The organism is Stenotrophomonas maltophilia, from assembly GCF_039555535.1.
Classification (GTDB): Bacteria; Pseudomonadota; Gammaproteobacteria; order Xanthomonadales; family Xanthomonadaceae; genus Stenotrophomonas; species Stenotrophomonas maltophilia_Q.
On the sequence record NZ_CP154630.1, the window covers coordinates 3,610,798 to 3,631,296 of the forward strand.

Here is a 20,499-nt window from a genome sequence, read left to right on the forward strand (position 1 = left end):
GGCCGCTGGCCGGCAACCGCAGGCGCCCCAAGAGGATCATGAGGCTGGTGGCCAGCGGCCGGCACTACCGATGATCGGCCAGCGCGCGGCATCGGGGGCAGATCCCGTTCGCGAAGCGAAAGGGATCTGACCCCTGACCGGTATAATCAGGCCCTCTTTCACTGCTTTGGCCGCCCCCTTGAACGACACGCCCGAACCCGTCGTCTCCGAGCTGATCGACCTGCTCACGCTGGAGCGGCTGGAGGACAACCTGTTCCGCGGGCAGAGCCGCGACATCGGCACCAAGTACGTGTTCGGCGGGCAGGTGCTGGGCCAGGCGCTGGCCGCCGCGCAGGCCACGGTCGACAACGGCCGCCACGTGCATTCGCTGCACGCCTATTTCCTGCGCGCCGGCAACATCGACCACCCGATCGTCTACGACGTGGACCGCACCCGCGATGGCGGCAGCTTCTCGGTGCGCCGGGTCACCGCGATCCAGCACGGCAAGGTGATCTTCTTCTGCGCGGCCTCGTTCCAGCAGGCCGAAACCGGCGCCGAGCACCAGCACAAGATGCCTGAAGTGCCGCAGCCGGAAGACATCGAACCGAACCGGCCGCTGCCGGCTGAAGTGCTGGAACGGCTGCCTATCAAGGTGCAGCGCTGGCTGTCGCGTGGCGGTCCGTTCGAGTTCCGCCACGTCTACCCGCGTGACGAACTGAACCCGCCCAAGCGCCCGCCCTACCACCAGGTGTGGCTGCGCCTGAGCGAACCGGTTGGCGATGCACCGGAGCTGCACCAGGCGCTGCTGGCCTATGCCTCCGATTTCCACCTGCTGGGCACGGCGACCTTCCCGCACGGCATCAGCTACTACCACCCGCACGTGCAGATGGCCTCGCTCGACCACGCCATCTGGTTCCATCGCCCGTTCCGCGCCGACGACTGGCTGCTGTACTCGCTGGACAGCCCCAGCGCGCAGGATTCGCGCGGCCTGGCCCGCGGCCAGTTTTTCACCCGCAACGGCGTGCTGGTGGCCAGCACCGCGCAGGAAGGCCTGATCCGCGTCGTTCCCGACCAGGCTGCGGCCGCCGCCGTGCCGGCCAAGGAGTAAACCCATGCGCCAGATCTTCAGCAGCCAGCGCGTGGAAACCGTCGAGGGCGTGGCCGAGCTCCTGCGCGAGCACGGCATCGAGGTCAAGGTGACCAACGGGCGCTCGTACAAGACCCGCCGCCGCGGCCAGTTCAGCTATACCGACCTCGGCAACGCCAATGCCTATCCGGCGGTGTGGATCGTGCGCGCCGACGATCAGCCGCGCGCGCGCGAAATCCTGCGCGAGGCGCGCCTGCTCGACACCACCCGCCGCGACCACCCCACGGCCGAGTTCGCCTTCCGCGACGCGCCTGAAGCGGGCAGCGGCGGCCGCAGCTGGGCCTGGCGCATCCGCATCGCGCTGCTGGTGGTGATCGCCGGCGTGGCACTGGTGATCGGCCTGCGCCACCGCGGCGCCCCGGCGCCTGCGGCACCGGCCCCTGCCCCGCAGGCCCAGCCTCAGCAGGCGCAACCGGCCCCGGAGGCCGCGCCGGAAGAGGAAGAAGTGCGGGTCCGCATCCAGCCGTCCAAGTAAGGGGCGGTAGCGCCGGGCCATGCCCGGCGAGCACAGCGACCTGGCAGCGGGGCGGCGATTTCACCGTAACCCGTCAGGATTGGAGCCCCCTTGTTGTTCAAGGGGGTGCGCCAACGGCGCGGCGATGAAGTGGAATGCGCGGACCGCAGATGCATCAGCATCTGCGGTCACATTGGGCGCGCAGCTCCGTCTTGGGACACAATCCCAGCAGGAGTGCCGCCGCCATGACGACGTTCGCCGCATCGATCGACCAGACCCTGGAACGCGAACTGCCGGCCGCCGCCAGCGGTTGCCAGCACGCCTATGGCCGAATCGTTCTGGCCTGCCAGAACACGGTCACTGCCATCGCGCTGGCCATCACCCGCGACCGCCAGGCCAGCGAGGACATTGCTCAGGAAGCCTTCGTGAAGGGCTGGCAGCAGCTGCACCAGCTGCGCAGCTCGACCAGCTTCCTGCCGTGGCTGCGGCAGATCACCCGCAACCTGGCCCGTGACTGGTTGCGTGCGCAACGTGGCCGGCCCCTCTCCGGCGAGGCGGCCGAAGTGGCGCTGGGGATGGCCGCCGATCCGTCGCCGAGCACAGCCGACCGGTTGCAGCGTGTGGAAGAAGAGATCGCCGCCGAGGACATCATCTCCGCCCTGCCCGCCGACAGCCGCGAAGTACTGCTGCTGTACTACCGCGAGGGCCAGCGCTCGCAGCAGGTGGCCGACCTGCTCGGGCTCAGCGACGCGGCGGTGCGCAAGCGCCTGTCACGCGCCCGCGCCCTGGTGCGTGACGGCCTGTTGCAGCGCTTCGGCGAGTTCGCCCGCAGCAGTGCACCGAGCGCCGCGTTCGCCACCGCCGTGGTGTCGATGGTGCTGGTCGCAGCGCCGGGTACGGCCAGTGCTGCGATCCTGCTCAGCACTGGTGTCGGCATCGGTGGCAGCAAGCTCGGCCTGGGCGGCGCCAGCGCTGCCGGCGGGACCGCAATGGGCACGCTGACCGCTACGCTGGGCCAGCTGCACGTGATCCCGGCCGAAAACTGGGGGGCGATCGCCGGTGCCGTCATCGGCGGTGCGATCGGCAGCTACCTCGGTGCGCGCTTCCTGATGTCGTACACCGGGACCGAAGACGAACGTACGCAGGTGCGACGCTTTGTGCGTATCAACACCGGCACCGGCCTGGCCTGGTGCCTGGTAATGCTGGTGGCGACGTTGTTGCAGGTGCCGATGTGGAGCCAGTTGCTGCTGTTGGCACTGGGTCTGGCCGTGGTCAACTACCAGTGCCTGGTGCCGCTGCAGCGCCTGATGGCACCGATGATCGCACGTGATTCAGCGAGGCGCGGCCGCAGTGGAACCAACTGGAAATTCGAATCCCTGTATGGCCGCACCGGCATCATCGGCGCGAACGTGTTCGTGATCGCCCTGGTGGTGTATTCGCTGATGCGCAGCGGAAACCTGTAACGAACAACGCCGGCAGTGCGCCGGCGTTGTCGTGGATCATCGCGTTGAAACTCAGCGCTGCGGCTGCGGCTTCGGCACGCTGCCATCGCGCGGACCGCCATGACGCGGGCCGCCGTGCATCGGGCCCTTGGCTGCGTCGAACTCGGCCTTGCTCAACTGGCCGTCCTTGTTGGTGTCGGCGGCAGCGAACCAGGCATCACGGCGCTGCTTCATGCGCAGCTCGCGGTCGGCCTTGTCGAGGTAGCCGTCCTTGTTGAGGTCGAGCTGGTCGAAGCGCGCGGTCAGGCGCGGATCGGCCTTGGCTTCCTCGCGGCTGATGCGCCCGTCCTTGTTGACGTCCAGCTTGGCCCAGCGCTCGCCGCCGTGGCCACGGCGACCATGCTGCCAGCGCGGCAGTTCATCGCGCGAAAGCTTGCCATCCTTGTTCTTGTCCAGCTGGTCGAACTTCGCGGCCAGACGCGGGTTGACAGCGGCCTCGCTGCGATCGATGACGCCGTCGCCGTTGGTGTCCAGCTTGGCCAGGCGCTGTGTCGGCGCGGCCGGGGTATCGGCCGCCAGCGCGATGCCGGAAGCGGAGGTGGCAAGCAGCAGGGCCAGCAACAGGGGGGTACGGATCATGGGGTCACTCCTGGGAATGGGAATTGCGTCGGGGGTGATCACTTCACCCTCGGGAGACAACAACGCCCGGGCGCGACATCGGTTGACGCCGCGGCCGGTTCCATTCATCCGGCGGACAGTCGCCGCCACTGCGACGGGCTGGGGCTATGCTGTGCCCATGGCGATACACGGCGACAGAGACGACGAACTGCGGCTTTTCCAGACCGGCGAGCACCCCTGCGGGTACTGGTCGGACCGGGTGGCGCGCGACCTGGTGCTGGACCCGCACGATCGCCGCCTGGGCGGGCTGTATCCGCTGGCACTGAGCTGGGGCTTCCGCCGCAGCGGCGACCTGGTCTACCGGCCGCATTGTGCGCATTGCCAGGCCTGCGTGGCGGTGCGCATCCCGGTGGCCCGCTTCGCCCCGGACCGCAGCCAGCGCCGCTGTGCCGCCCGCAATGACGACCTGGAGGTGCGGATCACCGCCGCCACCGCCCGTGACGATCTGTTCGCGCTGTACCACCGCTACCTCACCCACCGCCACGCCAATGGCGGCATGGACGACCACGGGCCGCACGAGTTCGAGCAGTTCCTGATCGGCAGCTGGTCACACACCCGCTTCATGGAGATGCGCCTGCCCGGCCGCGACGGCCAGCCCAGCCAGCTGCTGGGGGTGGCAGTGACCGACGTCACCGAGCATGGCCTGTCGGCAGTCTATACCTTCTTCGACCCGGACCACGCCGCGCGCGGGCTGGGCACCTTCGCGATCCTGCAGCAGATCGAGTGGGCCCGCCGCGAGGGGCTGCCGCACGTGTACCTGGGCTACTGGATCCGCGGCCACCAGAAGATGGACTACAAGCGCCGCTTCCATCCGCTGGAGGCGTACGACGGCCGCCGCTGGCACGATTTCGACAACGAACTGGACGGGCGCTGACAAACCGCTGACACCGGGCCGGGTGCAGAATAGGGGGATGAACGCCAAACCCCTGATCTTCGCCCTGGCCCTGCTCTGCGGCGCCACCGCCCCCGCCTTCGCCACGTCCCCCGCGATGACCGAAAAGCCGTCCACTGCGCTGCGCCTGGCCACCTACAACACTTCGCTGTACTCCGACGACGCCGGCGGCCTGATCAAGGAGCTGGAAGGCGACAGCGAACACGCGCGCAAGATCGCCGCGGTACTGCAGCAGGTGCGCCCGGACCTGGTGCTGCTGAACGAGTTCGATTTCGACGACGCCCACCGCGCCGCCGAGCTGTTCCAGAAACGCTACCTGGAAGTGGCCCAGCCCGGCGGCGGCAAGCCACTGCACTTCGCCTACCGCTACCTGGCCCCGGTCAACACCGGCGTGCCGAGCGGCCTGGACCTGGACAACAACGGCGTGGTCGGCGGCGAAGGCCGCAGCCGCGGCAATGACGCCTGGGGATACGGCCTGCACCCGGGCCAGTACGGCATGCTGGTGCTGTCGCGCTACCCGATCGATGAAGCCAAGGTGCGCAGCTTCCAGCTGCTGAAGTGGAGCGCGATGCCCGGCGCAATCCGCCCGGTCGATCCACGTACCGGCCAGAGCTTCTACAACGACCACGTGTGGTCGCAGCTCCGCCTGTCCTCGAAGTCGCATTGGGACGTGCCGGTGAAGACCCCGGCCGGCGTGGTGCATGCGCTGGTATCACACCCGACCCCGCCGGTGTTCGATGGCCCGGAAAAGCGCAACGCTGCGCGCAACCACGACGAACTGCGCCTGTGGCAGGAGTACCTGTCCAGCGGTGACAAGCCGTGGCTGTGCGACGACAAGGGCCAATGCGGTGGCCTGGCGCAGGACGCGCGCTTCGTGATCCTCGGCGACCTCAACAACGACCCGGTCGATGGCGATGGCCGCCATGAGGCGATCGTCGAGCTGATCGAGAACGCCCGCGTGCTGCGCTACCCCACCCCGCGCAGCGTCGGCGGCGAGCAGACCAGCCTGGCTTATGCGGCCAAGGGCATCGAGCGCAAGGGCGCGCCGTTCCACGCCACCGGCGATTTCGGCCCGAAGTCCGGCACCATGCGCCTGGATTACGTGCTGCCCTCGACCGGTTTCGAGTATGTGGGCAGCGGCATCTTCTGGCCGGCCAATGAAAGCCCGGAGGCGAAGATCGCCGACGGCAGCGACCACCACCTGGTGTGGGTGGATGTGAAGCCGTAAGGCAGATTGCGCTGTAGAGCCGAGCCCACGCTCGGCTCCCGCGCGCGGCGCGGATTGAAAAGCGGCCGAGCGTGGGCTCGGCTCTACAGAAGAATCGCTCAGCGCAGGGAAAGCCGCCGGGCGTGGCCCGGCGCTACCGCTTTATGGACGCAGTTCGACGCCGATGGCGTCGGCGGCATCACGCGCGATTGCTCGCGCTTCGTCGATGGTCTCGGCGCGCGCCAGGGTCACGCCCACGCGGCGATGACCATGCACGCTCGGCTTGCCGAACAGGCGCACCGCGGTATCCGGCACCTGCAGCGCAGCTGCGACGTTGTTGAAGTACGGCACGCCCTCACCGTGCGCCAGCAGCGCGCACGAGGCCGACGGGCCGCTCTGGCGGATCACCGGGATCGGCAGGCCGAGGATGGCGCGCGCATGCAGCGCGAACTCACTCAGCTCCTGCGATACCAGGGTCACCAGACCGGTATCGTGCGGGCGCGGCGACACTTCGCTGAACCACACTTCGTCGCCCTTCACGAACAGCTCGACACCGAACAGGCCCCAGCCACCGAGGTCGTCGGTGATCGCGCGCGAGATCTCTTCCGCGCGCGCCAGTGCCGCGCTGGACATCGGCTGCGGCTGCCAGCTTTCGCGGTAGTCACCGTCCTTCTGCAGGTGGCCGATCGGTGCGCAGAACGACGTCCCGCCAGCGTGGCGCACGGTCAGCAGGGTGATCTCGTAATCGAAATCGATGAAACCTTCGACGATGCAGCGGCCAGCACCGGCACGGCCACCGGTCTGCGCGTAGTCCCAGGCCGGGGCGATGTCCGCCTCGCTGCGCAGGGTACTCTGGCCCTTGCCCGAGGACGACATCACCGGCTTGACCACGCACGGCAGGCCAATGGCGGCCACTGCGGCGCGGTACTCGGCCTCGGTATCGACGAAGCGGTACGGCGAGGTCGGCAGGCCCAGGGTCTCGGCGGCCAGGCGGCGGATGCCTTCGCGGTCCATGGTCAGGCGCGCGGCGCGCGCGGTCGGGATCACCTGCAGGCCCTGCTCCTGCTCCAGCTGCACCAGGGTCTCGGTGTGGATGGCCTCGATCTCCGGCACTACCAGGTGCGGCTGTTCCTGGGCGATCAGCGCGCGCAGCGCCATCGCGTCCAGCATGTCGATCACGTGCGCGCGGTGCGCAACCTGCATGGCCGGCGCATCGGCGTAGCGGTCGGCCGCGATCACTTCCACGCCCAGCCGCTGCAGCTCGATGGCCACCTCCTTGCCGAGTTCGCCCGAGCCCAGCAGCAGCACGCGGGTGGCGGAGGGGGACAACGGAGTTCCAAGCTTGGCCATGGCGGTTCCGGCAGCGATGTGAAGGCGGGTGGGCATTCTAGCTGGCCGGGCACCCGGACCATGGCATCCGACGGACGGTAGTCGACAAGTGATATCACTTTGATATCTTAATTCCGAACCCTCAAGGACGTACCGCCATGAAAGAGAAGTCGCTTGCCTCCCTCAACGGTCTCGGCACCCTGGCCGGATCCCTGCTGGCCGCGCTGGCCGGCGGCGCGCTGTTCGTGCTGGGGGTGGCGGCCAAGGCCAGCACCGGCTCGCCCAACCTGCTGCTGATGCTGGCCGGCGTGCTGGTGGTCGCTGCCGCAGTCTTCATCCTGGCCGGCCTGTACACCATCCAGCCCAACCAGGCGGCAGTGCTGAGCCTGTTCGGCAAGTACGTCGGTACCGTCAAGGACAACGGCCTGCGCTGGAACAACCCCTTCTACGCCAAGCGCCGGGTCAGCCAGCGCGTGCGCAACTTCGAGAGCGGCAAGCTGAAGGTCAACGAGCTGGACGGCAGCCCGATCGAGATCGCCGCCGTGATCGTCTGGCAGGTGGTCGACGCCTCCGAAGCGGTCTACAACGTGGACGACTACGAGAGCTTCGTACACATCCAGTCCGAATCCGCGCTGCGTGCGATGGCGACCAGCTATCCCTACGACCAGCACGAGGACGGCCAGCTGGCACTGCGCAGCCATGCCAGCGAGATCTCCCAGCACCTGAAGAACGAGCTGGCCGAACGCTTGGCCGATGCCGGCGTGCAGGTGATCGACGCGCGCATCAGCCACCTTGCCTACGCCGCCGAGATCGCCCAGGCCATGCTGCAGCGCCAGCAGGCCAACGCGGTGATCGCTGCACGCACGCGCATCGTGGCTGGTGCCGTCGGCATGGTCGAAATGGCCCTGGCCGAACTGCAGAAGAACGGCGTGGTTGAACTGGACGAGGAACGCAAGGCGCACATGGTCAGCAACCTGCTGACCGTGCTGTGCTCGGACCGCGGCACCCAACCGATCGTCAACGCCGGTTCGCTGTACTGAACCACCCTCGCAACGGGCGCCCCACCGACCCGCCAGGAGTTTTCATGAGTGAGAAGAAGGCCTATCCGCTGCGCATCAACGCCGAGGTCCTGGCCGCGGCACAGCGCTGGGCTGACGACGAACTGCGCAGCCTCAACGCGCAGATCGAATACGTGCTGCGCGACGCACTGCGCAAGGCAGGACGCCTGCCAAAACCCACGCCATCGCCGGAGGACAAGGAATGAGCACGCGCTGGAGTTACCAGACGATCGAAGTGAAGACCACGATGATGGGCACCCTGAAGGCCGAAGACATCCAGAGTGAACTGACCCGCCAGGGCCAGCTGGGCTGGGAACTGGTCAACGTCATCATCCCGGCCCCGATGCGCCCGGCCATGCTGGTCTTCAAGAAGGAGCAGTAGCCATGTCCCGTCATCGCAGACTGATCATGTTGTCACTGGCTCTGCTCAGTGCCCCGGCCTTCGCCGCTGAACCACAACAGGTGGCCAATCGGCTGCTTGACCACCTGCAGGCCGGCCAGATCGCCGACGCAGAGGCGATGCTGACCACGCAGATGGCCGAGGCCGTTCCCGCCGACAAGCTGGGCGCGCTGTGGAAGTCACTGGGTGACCTGCAGGAGCGAGGTGCCCCCGAAGTCAGTACGCAGCAGGGCATGCACCTGGTGGTAGTGCCACTGAAGTTCGCCAGCGGCCGCGTCAATGCGCAGGTAGCGGTGGATGCACAGGACAAGGTGGCCGGCCTGATGCTGCGGCCCGCCGCGGCCGACAAGGCACCACCGCCACCGGCCGATGCCCGCTACAGCGAAGTGGACTTCAGCGTGCCGCAGGCGCGCGGCGCCCTGTCTGGCACCCTGGCACTGCCGAAGGGAGAAGGCCCGTTCCCGGCGGTGGTGCTGGTGCATGGCTCGGGTCCGCAGGACCGCGATGAGACGATCGGTGGCAGTCGCCCGTTCCTGGATGTTGCCCGCGGCCTGGCCGCCCAGGGCATCGCCGTGCTGCGCTATGACAAGCGCACCTTCGCCCGCCCGCAGGATTTCGCCAATGACCGCTTCACCGTCGATGACGAGACCACGCTGGATGCGGAGGCTGCACTGGCCAGCCTGGCCGCCGACCCGCGCGTCGACCGCAAGCGCGTGTTCGTGATGGGCCACAGCCAGGGTGGCATGCTCGCCCCGCGCATCGCCAGCCGCTGGCCGCAGGCGCGCGGCGCGATCCTGTGGGCCGCACCTGCACGAACCCTGCTGGAACTGCTGCCGGAACAGAACCGCTACCTGATGGCACTGGACGGCAGCATCAGTGCGCCCGAGCAGGCCTTCCTCGACCGCCTTGACGCCCAGATCGCCGCAGCACGCAGTGATATACCGGCGCCAGCGAGCGAACTGCCACTGGGCGTTCCTCAATCGTTCTGGAAGAGCGTGGAGGCGGTCAACGCACGGGCCGATGCACAGGCCCTGCACAAGCCACTGCTGATGCTGCACGGCGGCCGCGATTTCCAGGTACCCGATGCCGACTGGGTGCTGTGGCAAAAGGCGCTGGCCGGCCGCGGCGACGTGCAGTGGCAGGCCTATCCGGCGCTCAACCACATCGGCATTGCCGGCAGCGGCCCCAGCTCGCTGCAGGAATACGCGCAACCGGGCCATGTCGATGCGACGCTGATCGATGACGTGGCCACCTGGATCAAGGCGCAGCGATGAGCGGCAGCGACCCGAAGCGCTTCGACGTGGCGGAGAGCTCGCCGTTCCGCGTGCTGTGGGTGGTCCTGCCGCTGCTGCTGGCCTTCGCCATCAGCGTCTACGCGCAGCTTCACACCGCCCGCGCCAACGCGCCGTGGGTGGAAGTGACCCTGTCGCCGCCGTGGTTCCGCATGGGCGGCAGCGCGGCATGGAGCCTGGCGGTGATCGCCGCGCTCGGCATCGGGCTGGGCCTGGCCTTCTTCAGGCGCCGGGTTGAGTTCGATGGCGACATGCTGGACGTGCGTTCAACGATGTACCGGCGACGGGAGCCGGTGGCGCAGCTGCGCCTGGACCAGGCCGAGGTGGTCGACCTCGGCCACGATCGCCGCTACGGCATCCGTTTCAAGACCAACGGCTATTCGATGCCGGGCTTCCATTCCGGTCATTTCCGCCTGCAGGGCGGTGGCAAGGGTTTTGCGCTGGTCACCGACCGCAGCCGCGTCCTGGTGCTGCCGGTACGCGATGGCAGCACCCTGCTGCTCAGCCTGGACCGGCCACAGGCGCTGCTGGAGGCACTGCGCAAGGTGGCCGCACCGGCACCGCAGCAGTAAGCTGGGGCGATGCAACGACGCCCGCCCCTGCTGATCAATACCGAAGCCATCGAGCTGTGGCCCGCCGATCTGCTGCGCGCACGCAGCAATGCCGATGCACGCCTGCTGGCACAGGCGCAATGGGTGCTGCGGCGCAAGCGTGATGGCCGTTACCTGGCGGCAGTGCTGGCGCGTGGCGTGCATTCGCTGGTACCGCGCCTCCCGCGCGAGCCCGGTGTCGAGGACGCTCTGGCGCTGCTGGATGCACGCAATGCGCGGCCGTTCGCCACGTCACTGGAAGATCAATGGCTGCCACTGGCCGGGCTGCAGCAGCGCCTGCAGCAGCTCGGCCTGGACCCGCAGCGTTACGCCGACGACAGTGGCCTGCCGCTCGAACCCGAACCCTGCCTGCTGCACTTCGCCGGCCGTGATCGTTTCGCTCGCCCCCTTTGGCTGCGCCGCGACGCCGCACAGGGCTGGCGACGCATGCGCCTGCACGCAGCGCAGGATGGCATCGCACTGGATGCCATCTCCGGCTTCCGCAGCCACGCCTACCAACTGGGCATTTTCGAACGGAAGCGCGCGCGCGGCCTGAGCGTGGCGGAGATCCTGAAGGTCAATGCGGCGCCGGGCTTCAGTGAACATCACAGCGGCTACGCGCTGGACATCGGAACACCGGGCGATGCGCCGGCCGAGGAATCGTTCGAAGTGACCGCCGCATTCGCGTGGCTGCGGTCGCACGCGGGCGGTCATGGCTTCCAGCTGAGCTATCCTCTCGACAACCCGCACGGCATCGTCTACGAACCGTGGCACTGGTGCTGGAAGCCGGCCAAAGGCTGAGCTCCTCGCGGCGGTCGGAAGGCGAAATTCATGGAGCTGTCCGGGTGGGTGGGCTGCGCAGGGTACGCCGCAAGCACGTCCCTGCAGGCTCGGTTGACGCATCCATGCGGTTCATGCCCCCGTCAGCGGACCCAACCCGCCTTCGACAGTTTTCCGCGGCCTGTTGGGACGACCGTGGGGTCGGATACGTTTATCGAAGGAAAACCGATCCGACACCATTCTTGTTTGTCGATACCTGACAGATGTGTCGACCAAGGTCGACACCTACCCACAGCACACGGAATCTGTCGGAGGTGGGGCAGTGTTGCTGTTGCTTCGGCCTTTGCCGTTGCTTGAAGGCCTCTGCGGGTGCCGGGCGCCGCCCGGCCGACTTCCGCCACTTGCGGTGGCAGCGCCTGCCCACTAGCCTTCGGCCGTCGTTCACCACCCAAGGACCGCCCGTGAAACACCGTCATCTCCTGCTGGCCTCGGCAATCGCCGCCGCCACGCTGGCCCTGGCCGCCTGCAAGAAGGAACCCACCCCAGGCACTGATACCGCCAGCAGCAGCGCTCCGGCCGGCGAAACCGCCGACCAGTTCGTGGCCCGCATCAATGCCGAATTCAAGGCCGCCTACCCGGAGATGACCTCGGCGCAGTGGCTGTCCTCCACCTACATCAACAGCGATTCCGAACGCATCGCGGCCAAGGCCAACGAGCGCTCGCTGACCCAGCTCAACAGCTGGATCGAGCAGGCCGCCAAGTTCGATGGCAAGCCGATGAGCGAAGACAGCAAGCGCGCCATCCACCTGCTGAAGCTGATGTCCTCGATGCCGGCGCCGCGCGACCCGGCCAAGCTGGCCGAGCTGACCCAGATCGCCACCCGCATGGAAGGCAGTTACGGTGCCGGCAAGTACTGCACCGATGCCAATGATCCGAACTCCTGCCGCCAGCTTGGCGAGCTGGAGCAGGTGCTGGCACGCAGCCGCGACTACGACAAGCAGCTCGATGCGTGGCAGGGCTGGCACAGCACCACCAAGAGCATGCGCGGCGACTACCAGAAATTCGTCGGCCTGGTGAACGAAGGCGCCAAGGGTATGGGCTTCACCGATGCCGGCCAGATGTGGCGCAGCGGCTACGACATGCCGCCGGAGCAGATCGGCCCGGAAACCGACCGCCTGTGGGAGCAGGTCAAGCCGATGTACGAGCAGCTGCACTGCTACGCACGCGGCAAGCTGGACAAGACCTACGGCAAGGACAAGGCCGAAGTGGGCAACGGCCTGATCGCCGCGCACCTGCTGGGCAACATGTGGCAGCAGGACTGGTCGAACCTGTGGGACCAGCTGGAACCGTACCCGGGCGCCGGTAGCCTGGACATCACCGCGGCGCTGGAAAAGCAGTACCAGACCAACCTGAGCGCGGCGCTGGCCAAGGCCGGCAAGGACGCCAACGTCACCGCGCAGTACAAGGCGCAGCGCGAGGCCGAACTGCGTACCGCCAAGCAGATGACCGAGCGCGCGCAGGACTTCTACGTGTCGCTGGGCATGCCGTCGCTGCCGCAGTCATACTGGGAAAAAACCCAGTTCATCAAGCCCGATGACCGCGACGTGGTCTGCCACGCCAGCGCCTGGGACATGAACATGGAAGGCGATGTGCGCACCAAGATGTGCATCAAGCCGAACGAAGAGAACTTCACCACCATCTACCACGAGCTGGGCCACATCTATTACGACCTGGCCTACAACCCGCTGCCGCCGCTGTTCCAGGGCGGTGCCAATGATGGCTTCCATGAAGCGATCGGCGACACCATCGTGCTGGCGATGACGCCCAAGTACCTCAGCTCGATCGGCCTGGTCGACGCGCCGACCGAGAGCCGCGAGGCGGTCATCAACAACCAGATGCGCATGGCGCTGTCCGGTGTGTCGTTCCTGCCGTTCGGCCTGATGATCGACCGTTGGCGCTGGGGCGTGTTCGACGGTTCCATCACTGCCGACAACTACAACAAGGCGTGGTGGGACCTGAAGGCCAAGTACCAGGGCGTGGCCCCGGCCAGCACCCGTGGCGAGGAGTTCTTCGACCCGGGCGCGAAGTACCACGTGCCCGGCAACACCCCCTACACCCGCTACTTCCTGGCGCGCATCCTGCAGTTCCAGTTCTACAAGGGCCTGTGCGACGCGTCGGGCTACAAGGGCCCGCTGCATGAGTGCACCTTCTACGGCAACAAGGAAGCCGGCCAGAAGTACTGGGCAATGCTGAGCAAGGGTGCCAGCCAGCCGTGGCAGGCCACGCTGAAGGAGCTGACCGGTACCGACAAGCTCGATGCCGGCCCGATGATCGAGTACTTCACCCCGGTCAACGAGTGGCTGAAGCAGCAGAACGAAGGCCAGATGTGCGGCTGGCAGGCCAACGCGGCCCCGGCGGCGAAATGAGGAAAAGGGCGGGTCCGCAAGGATCCGCCCCTTTCCATGTTGTAGAGCCGAGCCATGCTCGGCTGTTTTTCAAGCGTGCTGCATGGCAAGCCGAGCATGGCTCGGCTCTACAGCATGCGTGCGATCAGCTGTTCTTCTTCGCCGCCATCGCCGCGGCCAGCTCGGCCTTGAACTCCTCGAAGGTCTGGCCCTTCTCCTTGGCTTCGGCCTGTGCGGCATCGCGCAGTGCGTCGGAGTACATCAGACGTACTGGCGTGCCATTGCGTTCGTGCAGCTCACCGGCCTGCATGATCAGCGCCAGCACCTGCGCAGCGCTCTCGCTATGGCCGGCAATGCGGCCATCCATGCCCAGCACCCATTCGCCGTCGCGGCGCACGACACCGGCCAGCAGGGTGCGCTGTGCATCGCGCAGTTCCGCATGCGGCTCCACCGGCGAGGCTTGGGCAGCGGCCTTGTTGGCGGCCTGCTTTTCCTGGCGACGGCGCTGGTCGCGGCGGGTCTTGGAGCTGGTGGACATGGTGCGGTACCGCTGCGAAAGGGGGGCGCAAGGATAGCGCACCCCGCCCACCACGCCGCTTCACGCCCCTCAGTCCAGCACTTTGCCGTGCCGCCAGTAGCCCATGAAGGTGATCGCGCGGCGGTCCAGCCCGCAATCGCGGACCAGATGGCGACGGATCGCCATCACCGCTCCCGCCTCGCCTGCCACCCAGGCATACAGCGGCCCGGCCACGCTGGCATCCGCCTGTTCCCAGAGGATCTGCGCGTCGACATCGATCTCCTCCAGTTCGTCACCGACAGACACCGCCGAGACCGCTGCCAGCCGCGCCTGGACCGCCTGCAGCAGCGGTTGGCCGTGGGCCGCCTGACCACGCGGCAACCAGACCAGCTCGGCCGTGGACGGCGCCTTCAGCGGCACCGCGTCGCCGGCCTGCGCCACTTCCAGCAGCGCCAGCGTGCGTGGCGGATCGGCCAGCGCGGCCAGTTCCTCGAGGATGCCAGCCACTGCCGGCAGCGCGGTTTCATCCGCCACCAGCAGCACCTGGCCGACACCCGCCGGCGGTTTCCATTCCCAGCCTTCGCTGCTGTCGGCACAGTCGGCATCGGGGGCCAGCAGCACTACGCGGTCGCCCGGCCGCGCGTGGATGGCCCAGCGCGAGGCCGGCCCCGTCTCGCCATGCAGTACGAAATCAACGTCGACCTCGCCCTGCTCGGCACGCAGCTGACGGATGGTGTAGGTGCGAATGGGCGGGCGCTGATCGTCCGGCAGCGCCCGGTAGCGCGGATACCAGTCCTCGCCGCTGGGCACCTGCGGCACGTCCTGGCCGGGCAAGGGGAAGAACACCTTGATGCGCTGGTCCGGGCCTTCGGTCTTCATCCGCGCCACGTCGGCACCGGTGAACACCATGCGGTCCAGGGAAGGGGAAAGAACGCGGCGCTCTTTCAGCGCCACCTCGAACAGGCGGTAGGTCTGCTGCGCAGCCATGGGAACCTCATGCAACGACATCGGATCGGCTGGCTGTCGTGCATCCACGCACCGGCTGGCTGGAGTCCCCAGCCTAGTCCGGTCATTCCTCGCCGCAAGCCTTTCGGGCATCGCGGCCCGCCCTACCCCTGCGCGCTGCTCAATGGTCCGTGCAGGCTGCCTGCGCCGCGCGTTCACGCTGGTGTTCCCAGTACCAGAACACGAAGCCGGCAGCGAAGAACGCGGCCTGCCCCAGCGCCAGGTGCAGCGGGCTGGCACTGAGCAGCGGCGACACCACGCCCGCCACCACCGTGCTGATCATCAGCTGCACGAAGGCCTGCAGCGACGACGCCAGGCCACGCTGGTGCGGGTACATGTCCAGCACCGCCAGGGCCAGGATCGGGAAGATCAGCGACATGCCCATGCCGCCCAGGAAGATCGGCAGCACCGCCCACGGCAGCACGAACTGCGGCGACAGCGCCACGTAGCCGACATTCAACAGCGCCGACAGCGCGCACAGGCTGAAACCGATGGCGACCTGGCGTGTGGGCGTGGTGTGCCCGGCCATGCGCCCGGACAGGAACGAGCCGGTGGTCATGCCGCCGATGGTGGGGATGAACAACCACGCGAAACCGCCCTCGCCCAGGTGCAGGTGCTGCATCACGAACACCGGCGCCGAGGAGATGTACAGGAAGATGCCGCCGAAACCGATGCTGCCGGCCAGCGCCAGGCGCAGGAAGCGCGGGTTGAAGCCGATGCGCACGTAGTCACGCAGCAGCACGCGCGGCGACAGCGGCACCCGCGCCTCGACCGGATGGGTTTCCGGCAGGAAGCGCGCGGTGGCCGCCAGCAGGACCAGTGCGAACACCACCAGGAACCAGAAGATCAGCGGCCAACCTGCGCCACTGAGCAGGATCCAGCCACCGATGATCGGTGCGATGGCCGGGGCGATGCCGAACAGCATCGACACCTGGCTCATCAGCCGCTGGGCATCGTGGCCGTGGTACAGGTCGCGGATCACCGCGCGGCCGACGATCATGCCGACACCTGCCGACAGGCCCTGCAGCGCGCGGAACGCCAGCAGCGTGCTCAGGTCGGTGGACAGCGCACAGCCGACCGAGGCGCCGACGAACACCACCAGGCCGCCCAGGATCACCCGCTTGCGGCCCCAGGCATCGGACAGCGGACCGTGCGCCAGGCTCATCAGGCCGTAGAACAGCAGGTACACGCTGATGGTCTGCTGCACCGCCACCTCGTCCACCGCCAGGCGCTGGGCCAGCTGCGGGAACGCCGGGAAGATGGTGTCGATCGAGAACGGGCCGAACATGGCCAGGCCGGCAAGCAGCAGGGCCATGCGGCGGGTGGAGGGGGCAACAGCGGCGGTCATGGAGGAAACGTCCGGCAGGGCCATGCGGGGCAAGCACGGCGGGCGCCGGTCCCGCAGCAACGGGGACGGCGCCAGATGAATTCGGGTATCCGCCCATCATAGGTGGGGATTGCGCTTGATGCCATGCAGCACTGCACAAAACGCACGGCCGGGCCATCGGCCATTCAGGCGCGGCGGTCAGGGGGCGGAGGCGGCCGCCGCGCCCGCAACGGGCTATAATCAGCGGGCAACACGGTGGGAGAAGCGGAACACCGCTGCCGAAGGCGCAACGCCCGTAATCGCTCAGGCCCGATACCACCCGTAACACAACTCTGGAGAGACCGGTTCGATCCGGCGCCGAAGGGGCACGAAGCTGCGGTTTTCCGCGCTTTTAAACTCTCAGGCAAAAGGACAGAGGGGCGCCCCGCAGACCGCCGACCGGCGGCTTGTGCCCGTGCGTGTGCCCTTTCCTGACGGATCCTTCGCCATGTCCCAGAACACCCCTTCCCTGCGTGAGCTCGAGCACCACAACGCGTTCGTCGAGCGCCACATCGGCCCCAATGACGCCGAGATCGCGCAGATGCTCGACGTCGTCGGCCACGCGTCGCTGGATGCGATGACCGATGCCATCGTGCCGGCCAAGATCAAGTCGCCGGCGCCGCTGGCGCTGCCGGAGTCGATGACCGAAGTGCAGGCACTGGCGAAGATCCGTGCGATCGCCGACAAGAACACCGTGCTGCGCAGCTTCATCGGCCAAGGCTACTACGGCACCCACACGCCGAACGTGATCCTGCGCAACATCCTGGAAAACCCGGCGTGGTACACCGCCTACACCCCGTACCAGGCGGAAATCTCGCAGGGCCGCATGGAAGCGCTGATCAACTTCCAGACCCTGTGCGCCGACCTGACCGGCATGGAAATCGCCAACGCCTCGCTGCTGGACGAAGCCACCGCCGCTGCTGAAGCGATGACCCTGGCCAAGCGTTCGGCCAAGTCCAAGTCGGACACCTTCTTCGTGCACGACGCCGTGCATCCGCAGACGCTGGAACTGCTGCGTACCCGCGCCGAGCCCATGGGCATCGTGCTGCGCGTCGGCACCCCGGCCGAAGCGCTGGAAGCGGAAGCCTTCGGCCTGCTGCTGCAGTATCCGGATACCTTCGGCCAGGTGGGCGACTACAAGGCGCTGGTCGATGCCGTGCACGCACGCGGCGGCCTGGTGGCCGTGGCCACCGACCTGCTGGCCCTGACCCTGCTGGCCGCCCCGGGCGAATGGGGCGCGGACATCGTGGTCGGCAACAGCCAGCGTTTCGGCGTGCCGTTCGGCTTCGGTGGCCCGCACGCCGCCTTCATGGCCTGCCGTGACGCCTACAAGCGCTCGATGCCGGGCCGCCTGATCGGTGTTTCGGTCGATGCCCAGGGCAACCCGGCCTACCGCCTGACCCTGCAGACCCGCGAGCAGCACATCCGCCGCGAGAAGGCGACTTCCAACATCTGTACCGCGCAGGTGCTGCTGGCGGTGATGGCCTCGATGTACGCCGTTTACCACGGCCCGGAAGGCCTGACCCGCATTGCCCGCCGCACCCATCGCCTGGCCTCGATCCTGGCCGCAGCGCTGCGCAATGCCGGCGTGCAGGTCGGTGGCGATTTCTTCGACACCCTGCATGTCACCGGCGTGCATGCCGATGAGATCCATGCCAAGGCCCGCGCCGCCGGCTACAACCTGCGCGCGATCGACAGCGACTCGGTCGGCATCAGCCTGGACGAAACCACCACCCGCGCCGACATCGTTGCCGTGGCGGCCGTGTTCGGTGCCTCGCTGGACGTCGACGCGCTGGATGCCAGCACCGCCGACGCGCTGCCGGCCGGCCTGCTGCGCCAGTCCGCGTTCCTGACCCACCCGGTGTTCAACACCCACCACAGCGAGCACGAGCTGCTGCGCTACCTGCGTTCGCTGGCCGACAAGGACCTGGCGATGGATCGCACGATGATCCCGCTGGGTTCGTGCACCATGAAGCTCAACGCCACCGCCGAGATGATTCCGGTGACCTGGCCGGAGTTCTCGCAGATCCACCCGCTGGTGCCGGCCGACCAGGCGCTGGGCTACAAGGAACTGATCGACACGCTGGAAGCGATGCTGGTCGAATGCACCGGCTACGACGCAGTCAGCCTGCAACCGAATTCCGGCGCGCAGGGTGAGTACGCCGGCCTGCTGGCGATCCGCGCCTACCACCGCTCGCGCGGCGAGGGCCACCGCGACATATGCCTGATCCCGGATTCGGCACATGGCACCAACCCGGCTTCGGCGCAGATGTGCGGCATGAAGGTCGTGGTGACCAAGACCGACGCCAACGGCAACGTTGACGTCGAGGACATCCGCCTCAACGCCGAGAAGTACAGCGACCGCCTGGCCGCGATCATGATGACCTACCCGTCCACGCACGGCGTGTTCGAGGAAGAAGTTGTCGAGATCTGCGAGATCATCCACAAGCACGGCGGCCAGGTGTACACCGACGGCGCCAACATGAACGCCCTGGTCGGCGTCGCCAAGCCGGGCAAGTGGGGTTCGGACGTTTCACACCTGAACCTGCACAAGACCTTCTGCATCCCGCACGGCGGTGGTGGCCCGGGCGTCGGCCCGTGCGCGGTCAAGGAGCACCTGGCCACGTTCCTGCCGGGCAAGCTGGGTGACAACGGTCCGGTCGGCATGGTCAGCGCCGCCAGCTTCGGCAGTGCATCGATCCTGCCGATCAGCTGGATGTACATCGCGATGATGGGCCGTGAAGGCCTGCGCAAGGCCACACAGGTCGCGCAGCTCAACGCCAACTACATCGCCAAGCGCCTGGCCCCGCACTTCAAGACCCTGTACACCGGCCGCAACGGCCTGGTGGCGCATGAGTGCATCCTGGACGTTCGTCCGCTGGAGAAGACCAGCGGCATCGGCGCCGAGGACGTGGCCAAGCGCCTGATCGACTTCGGCTTCCATGCCCCGACCCTGAGCTTCCCGGTGGCTGGCACGCTGATGGTCGAACCGACCGAGAGCGAGTCGCTGCACGAGCTGGACCGCTTCATCAACGCGATGATCCAGATCCGCGAGGAAATCACCGCGATCGAAGACGGCCGCCTGGACCGCGAGGACAACCCGCTGAAGAACGCGCCGCACACCGCGACCGCGGTGACCGCCAGCGAGTGGACCCATGCCTACCCGCGCGAACTGGCCGCCTTCCCGCTGGCCAGCCTGAAGCAGAGCAAGTACTGGCCGCCGGTGGCCCGCGTCGACAACGTGTACGGCGACAAGAACGTGATGTGCGCCTGCATCCCGGTCGATGCCTACAAGGACGATGAAGTCGAGGCGTAAGCCTTCGACCCATAGGAAATGAGAACGGCCCGCGCAAGCGGGCCGTTTTCATGAGGGCGTGTGGACCAAGGCCCACACCCACAACAAGTCGATCACGGGTCCGGCATCTGCCCCAGGCTCAACTGCCACGACACCCCGAAGCGGTCCTGCACCCAACCGTAGCGGTTGCTGAAGTCATAGTCGCCCACCGGCATCAACCAGTGGCCGCCCTCGCCCAGCACGCGCGCGGCGCGATCGAACTGCTCGGCGCCGGAGCACTCCACGAACAGCGAGATCGATGGCGAGAAGGTGAAATCGTGCACGTCCAGGCTATCGAAGCACAGGTAGTGGGTGCCACCGAGCAGGAAGATGGCCTGGCGGACCTGCCCGGGCACGCCGGCGCCGGCGCCGGCGCCATCAGGATGGCGTTGCAGGGCCAGCAGGCGGAAATCGGCAAAGGCTTCGGCGTACAGGGCCAGCGCGGCCTCGGCCTGGCCGGTGAACATCAGGAAGGGACGGCTGCGCAGCATGCGGTACTCCCGGTCGACGGGCCGGTGACGGCCCACGCAAGCAGGATTACACGCCGAATGTATGCCCTCTGTAGAGCCGAGCCCATGCTCGGCTGACATCTGCCCGAACGGCAGCCGACCGTAGGGTCGGCTC

Annotated in this window: 19 protein-coding genes and 1 riboswitch; of the genes, 13 read left to right on the forward strand and 6 right to left on the reverse strand. The window is 67.6% G+C overall.

Translation table 11 applies throughout. From position 1 onward, the window contains the following. The first annotated feature begins 166 nt into the window (after window positions 1-166). The 3 genes from tesB (at window position 167) to AASM09_RS16795 (ending at window position 3,043) form a co-directional block, all read left to right on the forward strand. A complete protein-coding gene (gene tesB / locus AASM09_RS16785) occupies window positions 167-1,087 on the forward strand; it encodes an acyl-CoA thioesterase II (RefSeq protein WP_005408551.1) in 921 nt (306 codons plus the stop codon). 4 nt (window positions 1,088-1,091) lie between these two features. Then, window positions 1,092-1,601: a pathogenicity-like protein gene (locus AASM09_RS16790; protein ID WP_100443652.1), complete on the forward strand. Its 510-nt coding sequence runs from the start codon at window positions 1,092-1,094 to the stop codon at window positions 1,599-1,601. A 224-nt stretch (window positions 1,602-1,825) separates the two neighbouring features. Continuing rightward, window positions 1,826-3,043, forward strand: coding sequence for an RNA polymerase sigma factor (locus AASM09_RS16795; RefSeq protein ID WP_049427811.1), 1,218 nt, complete (start codon window positions 1,826-1,828; stop codon window positions 3,041-3,043). Window positions 3,044-3,094: 51 nt separating this feature from the next. Here AASM09_RS16795 and AASM09_RS16800 read toward each other — a convergent pair whose 3' ends face one another. Beyond that, window positions 3,095-3,661: an EF-hand domain-containing protein gene (locus tag AASM09_RS16800; RefSeq protein WP_049427813.1), complete on the reverse strand. Its 567-nt coding sequence runs from the start codon at window positions 3,659-3,661 to the stop codon at window positions 3,095-3,097. Window positions 3,662-3,818: 157 nt separating this feature from the next. On the opposite strand from AASM09_RS16800, the gene AASM09_RS16805 reads away from it, so the two are divergent. Continuing rightward, window positions 3,819-4,574 (forward strand): arginyltransferase, encoded by a 756-nt coding sequence (locus AASM09_RS16805; RefSeq protein ID WP_049427815.1) that lies wholly within the window; start codon window positions 3,819-3,821, stop codon window positions 4,572-4,574. 37 nt (window positions 4,575-4,611) lie between these two features. Then, window positions 4,612-5,820: an endonuclease/exonuclease/phosphatase family protein gene (locus AASM09_RS16810; RefSeq protein ID WP_049427817.1), complete on the forward strand. Its 1,209-nt coding sequence runs from the start codon at window positions 4,612-4,614 to the stop codon at window positions 5,818-5,820. A 141-nt stretch (window positions 5,821-5,961) separates the two neighbouring features. Here AASM09_RS16810 and purT read toward each other — a convergent pair whose 3' ends face one another. Beyond that, on the reverse strand, window positions 5,962-7,149 hold the full coding sequence (gene purT / locus AASM09_RS16815) for a formate-dependent phosphoribosylglycinamide formyltransferase (protein ID WP_049427818.1): 1,188 nt from the start codon (window positions 7,147-7,149) through the stop codon (window positions 5,962-5,964). A gap of 137 nt (window positions 7,150-7,286) precedes the next feature. Here purT and AASM09_RS16820 point away from each other — a divergent pair, with 137 nt between their 5' ends. The 7 genes from AASM09_RS16820 (at window position 7,287) to AASM09_RS16850 (ending at window position 13,674) form a co-directional block, all read left to right on the forward strand. Continuing rightward, window positions 7,287-8,168, forward strand: a complete 882-nt coding sequence (locus AASM09_RS16820) for an SPFH domain-containing protein (protein ID WP_019659308.1) — start codon at window positions 7,287-7,289, stop codon at window positions 8,166-8,168. 44 nt (window positions 8,169-8,212) lie between these two features. Continuing rightward, complete coding sequence (locus AASM09_RS16825; protein WP_005408543.1) at window positions 8,213-8,392, forward strand: hypothetical protein; 180 nt, start codon at window positions 8,213-8,215, stop codon at window positions 8,390-8,392. Then, window positions 8,389-8,568 (forward strand): DUF4177 domain-containing protein, encoded by a 180-nt coding sequence (locus AASM09_RS16830; RefSeq protein WP_049427821.1) that lies wholly within the window; start codon window positions 8,389-8,391, stop codon window positions 8,566-8,568. Before AASM09_RS16825 ends, AASM09_RS16830 begins: the two co-directional genes overlap by 4 nt. Before the next feature lie 2 nt (window positions 8,569-8,570). Beyond that, window positions 8,571-9,860: an alpha/beta hydrolase gene (locus AASM09_RS16835; protein ID WP_238378634.1), complete on the forward strand. Its 1,290-nt coding sequence runs from the start codon at window positions 8,571-8,573 to the stop codon at window positions 9,858-9,860. Further along, window positions 9,857-10,450: a PH domain-containing protein gene (locus AASM09_RS16840; protein ID WP_049427823.1), complete on the forward strand. Its 594-nt coding sequence runs from the start codon at window positions 9,857-9,859 to the stop codon at window positions 10,448-10,450. Before AASM09_RS16835 ends, AASM09_RS16840 begins: the two co-directional genes overlap by 4 nt. A 9-nt stretch (window positions 10,451-10,459) precedes the next feature. Further along, a complete protein-coding gene (locus AASM09_RS16845; protein ID WP_049427825.1) occupies window positions 10,460-11,269 on the forward strand; it encodes a M15 family metallopeptidase in 810 nt (269 codons plus the stop codon). A 440-nt stretch (window positions 11,270-11,709) separates the two neighbouring features. After that, a complete protein-coding gene (locus tag AASM09_RS16850) occupies window positions 11,710-13,674 on the forward strand; it encodes a M2 family metallopeptidase (protein ID WP_049429959.1) in 1,965 nt (654 codons plus the stop codon). A gap of 124 nt (window positions 13,675-13,798) precedes the next feature. Here the strand turns inward: AASM09_RS16850 and AASM09_RS16855 are convergent, their stop codons facing one another. The 3 genes from AASM09_RS16855 to AASM09_RS16865 all read right to left on the reverse strand — a co-directional run bounded on the left by AASM09_RS16855 (window position 13,799) and on the right by AASM09_RS16865 (window position 16,523). Further along, the gene (locus tag AASM09_RS16855) at window positions 13,799-14,191 is read right to left on the reverse strand and encodes a hypothetical protein (protein WP_008265644.1); all 393 of its coding nucleotides are present in this window, start codon (window positions 14,189-14,191) and stop codon (window positions 13,799-13,801) included. Between the two features lie 69 nt (window positions 14,192-14,260). Further along, the gene (locus AASM09_RS16860) at window positions 14,261-15,157 is read right to left on the reverse strand and encodes a siderophore-interacting protein (protein ID WP_049429960.1); all 897 of its coding nucleotides are present in this window, start codon (window positions 15,155-15,157) and stop codon (window positions 14,261-14,263) included. 139 nt (window positions 15,158-15,296) lie between these two features. After that, window positions 15,297-16,523, reverse strand: a complete 1,227-nt coding sequence (locus AASM09_RS16865) for a multidrug effflux MFS transporter (RefSeq protein ID WP_049429961.1) — start codon at window positions 16,521-16,523, stop codon at window positions 15,297-15,299. 301 nt (window positions 16,524-16,824) lie between these two features. Beyond that, window positions 16,825-16,927: riboswitch (glycine riboswitch) on the forward strand. Between the two features lie 62 nt (window positions 16,928-16,989). On the opposite strand from AASM09_RS16865, the gene gcvP reads away from it, so the two are divergent. Further along, window positions 16,990-19,857, forward strand: a complete 2,868-nt coding sequence (gcvP, locus tag AASM09_RS16870) for an aminomethyl-transferring glycine dehydrogenase (RefSeq protein WP_343368548.1) — start codon at window positions 16,990-16,992, stop codon at window positions 19,855-19,857. A 92-nt stretch (window positions 19,858-19,949) separates the two neighbouring features. Here the strand turns inward: gcvP and AASM09_RS16875 are convergent, their stop codons facing one another. Further along, entirely contained in the window at window positions 19,950-20,366 is a 417-nt protein-coding gene (locus AASM09_RS16875; RefSeq protein WP_049429963.1) for a VOC family protein, read from the reverse strand. Between the last annotated feature and the right edge of the window lie 133 nt (window positions 20,367-20,499).